At 41.6% G+C, this 262-nt stretch carries 1 protein-coding gene; it reads left to right on the top strand.

Annotated elements, in window-relative coordinates; translation table 11 throughout:
- Positions 1 to 262: GspH/FimT family protein (locus AAEZ03_RS27825; RefSeq protein ID WP_350583130.1), on the top strand; the 262-nt coding region annotated here is incomplete at both ends.

The raw sequence follows: 262 nt of genomic DNA, 5'->3' as shown, positions 1-262 counted from the left end.
GCTTTGTGCACTAAAAGACAGTCAATGTACAAAGGACGAGTGGAATGGCCAAATGTCACTCTTTATCGACAAAGATAAATCAACCTCGTTAGATGATGATGAACTACTCTTAAGTACTTTTGAGGAGATCCATGAAGCTGACAGTCTTAAATACCCTCGCAGCGCAATTACGTTTCGTCCTGATGGTTCTTTGAATGGTTTTCAAAATGGTACTTTTATATATTGCCCCAACAGCAATAAGGCCAACCTCGAGGGGTTGGCC

Origin of the sequence: Pseudomonas sp. HY2-MNA-CIBAN-0224 (genome assembly GCF_040310285.1) — a bacterium.
Lineage (GTDB): Bacteria > Pseudomonadota > Gammaproteobacteria > Pseudomonadales > Pseudomonadaceae > Aquipseudomonas > Aquipseudomonas helleri.
The sequence above is the reverse complement of the archived record's forward strand: the minus strand, read 5'-3'. Positions and strand labels throughout refer to the sequence as shown.